The 2910-nt window shown below is 45.4% G+C and carries 3 protein-coding genes; all 3 read left to right on the forward strand.

The annotated features are described in order from the left end of the window. Positions 1 to 292: 292 nt before the first annotated feature. The 3 genes from C7Y69_RS21295 to dkgB all read left to right on the forward strand — a co-directional run bounded on the left by C7Y69_RS21295 (position 293) and on the right by dkgB (position 2568). A complete protein-coding gene (locus tag C7Y69_RS21295) occupies positions 293 to 1456 on the forward strand; it encodes an MFS transporter (protein ID WP_126874095.1) in 1164 nt (387 codons plus the stop codon). A 64-nt stretch (positions 1457 to 1520) separates the two neighbouring features. Continuing rightward, entirely contained in the window at positions 1521 to 1721 is a 201-nt protein-coding gene (locus C7Y69_RS21300; protein WP_260563947.1) for a hypothetical protein, read from the forward strand. A 22-nt stretch (positions 1722 to 1743) separates the two neighbouring features. Beyond that, positions 1744 to 2568: a 2,5-didehydrogluconate reductase DkgB gene (gene dkgB, locus C7Y69_RS21305; protein ID WP_126874096.1), complete on the forward strand. Its 825-nt coding sequence runs from the start codon at positions 1744 to 1746 to the stop codon at positions 2566 to 2568. Positions 2569 to 2910 lie beyond the last annotated feature (342 nt).

The raw sequence follows: 2910 nt of genomic DNA on the forward strand, positions 1-2910 counted from the left end.
GACAAGCGATACGACTTTGTTCACAATAGATAGGGCATTCATGGCTGTTTGGTCTCAGTGATGTTTGGCGATTGATCTGATCACCAAACGCCATGAATGTTCCCTTCTTTTTTATCTCACTGATTTTGCTATATTATTTGTGGGGATACCTCAGACTCTAACCCCACCATTTATATTTTCAAAAATCGCAAAAGTGTTTTGTCATTAGTGCTGTTTTTCGCAAACAAAATTATCGTCACACTGTATGAACTTAAATAACAGCTCTTTTGAGCCATCTTTGTGAGGATTAACAATGCCTATTGCATTATTTGCGTTAACGTTAAGTGCGTTTGCTATTGGTACTACCGAATTTGTGATTGTGGGGTTAGTGCCCACGATAGCGTCAGATCTTGGCGTAACCCTACCCAGCGCGGGATTACTCGTTAGCCTTTACGCTGTGGGCGTAGCCATTGGCGCGCCCGTATTAACTGCGTTAACCGGTAAATGGAACAGAAAACACGTACTGTTAAGCCTTATGGCTTTGTTTGTTGCCGGTAATATTCTTGCCTGGCAAGCACCTAGTTACGAAAGCCTAATACTGGCGCGTATCTTAACTGGCCTTGCCCATGGTGTGTTCTTTTCAATTGGCTCTACTATCGCCACCAGCTTGGTTGCTAAAGAAAAAGAAGCCAGCGCCATTGCCATTATGTTTACTGGCCTTACCGTTGCCTTGGTAACAGGTGTACCGCTTGGCACATGGATTGGACAAAGCTATGGATGGAGAGCCACATTCTTAGTGGTATCTGCTTTAGGCACTATTGCGCTTATTGGCAGCGCGTTACTTGTGCCAAATAACTTAAAACAAAGTAAGCCTGCTACGTTAAGCGAGCAGATGAAAGTATTGGTTCAGCCCCGTTTAGTTTTGGTATACCTAATGACCATTTTAGGTTACGGCGGCACCTTTACCGCGTTCACTTACCTTGCGCCTATTTTGCAACAAGAATCAGGGTTTGCGCCTTCTGCGATTAGCTTGATCATGCTGGTTTACGGTGCCTCAGTTGCTGTTGGAAATATTTATGGCGGTAAATTAGCTGATAAAAAAGGCCCTATTCGCGCGCTCACTATTATCTTCAGCGCTCTAGCCATTATTTTGTTCGCCCTCACCTTCACCATGGGTCACAAAATTGCTGCAGTAATTACTATTCTAGTGTGGGGTGCATTTGCATTTGGAAACGTACCTGGCCTGCAAGTATATGTTGTGCAGCTGGCTGAAAAATTCACACCAAATGCGGTAGATGTGGCTTCAGGGCTAAACATTGCAGCGTTCAACATTGGTATTGCGGTAGGTTCAATTGTTGGCGGTGCCATTGTAGAGGGCATGGAGCTATCTGATACCGCATGGATAGGCGCTGCTATTTCTGTGTCTGCGTTAGTGGTAACAAGGTACAGCGGTTACTTAGATAAGCGATCACATTAAACGCGTAGCCTTATGGCGGGAAGTTGCAGGTAATAAACCCTACGTTAGCTTTATCCACCTTAATTTGGTTGAAGACGACGAAGCGCCGATAAAACGCCACCGATTCGGGGTTGAAACTGGCGTAAACGGGCTTATCAAAGAACTTAAGGCAATGAAAAGCGCGGGCGTTAACCATATTGGCCTTCACTTCAGGCGAAATACGCTGCCGGTTGAAGACGCAATGCAGCGAATTGCTGAGCACGTGCTACCGCATTTTCATTGGTAACGGAAATTAACAAGGAGGCATTATGCCTAACGTAAATCAGTCGCAGACTAAAATTCCTTCTCTGGGAGTAGGCACATTTCGTTTAAAAGACGAAGAAGCATATAACAGCGTGACGATGGCGCTAGAAGTAGGTTTCCGCCACATTGATACCGCACAAATCTATGGCAATGAAGAAGCCGTGGGCCGGGCTATTAAAGACAGTGCCGTAGCACGTGAAGATTTATACGTTACCACCAAAGTGTGGAACGATAAGCTAAACAAAGCGAGCTTTGTTGACAGCGTAAAAGAAAGCTTGGCGAAACTTCAGCTAGATTACGTAGACCTACTGCTTATTCACTGGCCGTCACCAGAAAACGGTGAAAGCATGGAAGAATACTTAGGTGAGTTACTAAAAGTGAAAACGTTAGGCCTTGCCAAAGAAATCGGCATTTCTAACTTTACGGTGGCTCAAGTTGAACAAGCCGTAGGTATTTTAGGTGAAGGTGTTATTGCCACTAACCAAGTTGAAGTTCATCCATATCTGACCAACACTAAGGTGCGAGCTGCGTGTGAAAAACATGGCATTGTTGTTACCGGCTACATGCCATTTGCCGTAGGCAAAGTGTTAAAAGACGACACCATTGTTGCCATTGCAGAGAAGCATGGGGTGAGCGCGGCTGAAGTGGTAGTCGCTTGGGAGCTTGCCAACGGCCTTGTGACTATTCCATCGTCTACCAAACGTAAGAACTTGGAAACCAATTTCAAAGCACTTGAGCTAACGCTTGACGCAGAAGACATTGCAAAAATTGACGCACTAGACTGCGGCGATCGTCAGGCCACACCAGACTTTGCCCCAGAGTGGGATTAGAGAGGTATTAGATAGGTATTATGCAAGCGAAGGTTTGGCAGAAATACCCCAAGTGTTTGCTTTTGAAAACCTCAACGATGCGCTTCGTTATTCTAAAGAAGCCAAACAAAAAGCAGTGGTGACTGTTAGCTAAAAGAAATGGGGGCAGAGTCTGAGGGATCCCCACGAATTTAATTTCATGTACCTCCACCCCAGGCTTCGTCTACTAAGGAGCTGTACCACTCGAGTGCAGCTTTCCATTGTCGTATGGTAAACCGTATCCTACAGGCGATAGCCCTGAGCCCAAGGTAGTGGAACGATAAAACGCTTTGGGTCTCAGGATTCGTTTGGAAACGACGATAT

Source organism: Alteromonas sp. KS69 (assembly GCF_003989595.1).
Lineage (GTDB): Bacteria > Pseudomonadota > Gammaproteobacteria > Enterobacterales > Alteromonadaceae > Alteromonas > Alteromonas naphthalenivorans.

Bases quoted from the DNA above. Each gene is read 5' to 3' on its own strand.
- dkgB (WP_126874096.1), top strand. From the start codon at position 1,744: ATGCCTAACGTAAATCAGTCGCAGACTAAAATTCCTTCTCTGGGAGTA.
- C7Y69_RS21295 (WP_126874095.1), top strand. From the start codon at position 293: ATGCCTATTGCATTATTTGCGTTAACGTTAAGTGCGTTTGCTATTGGT.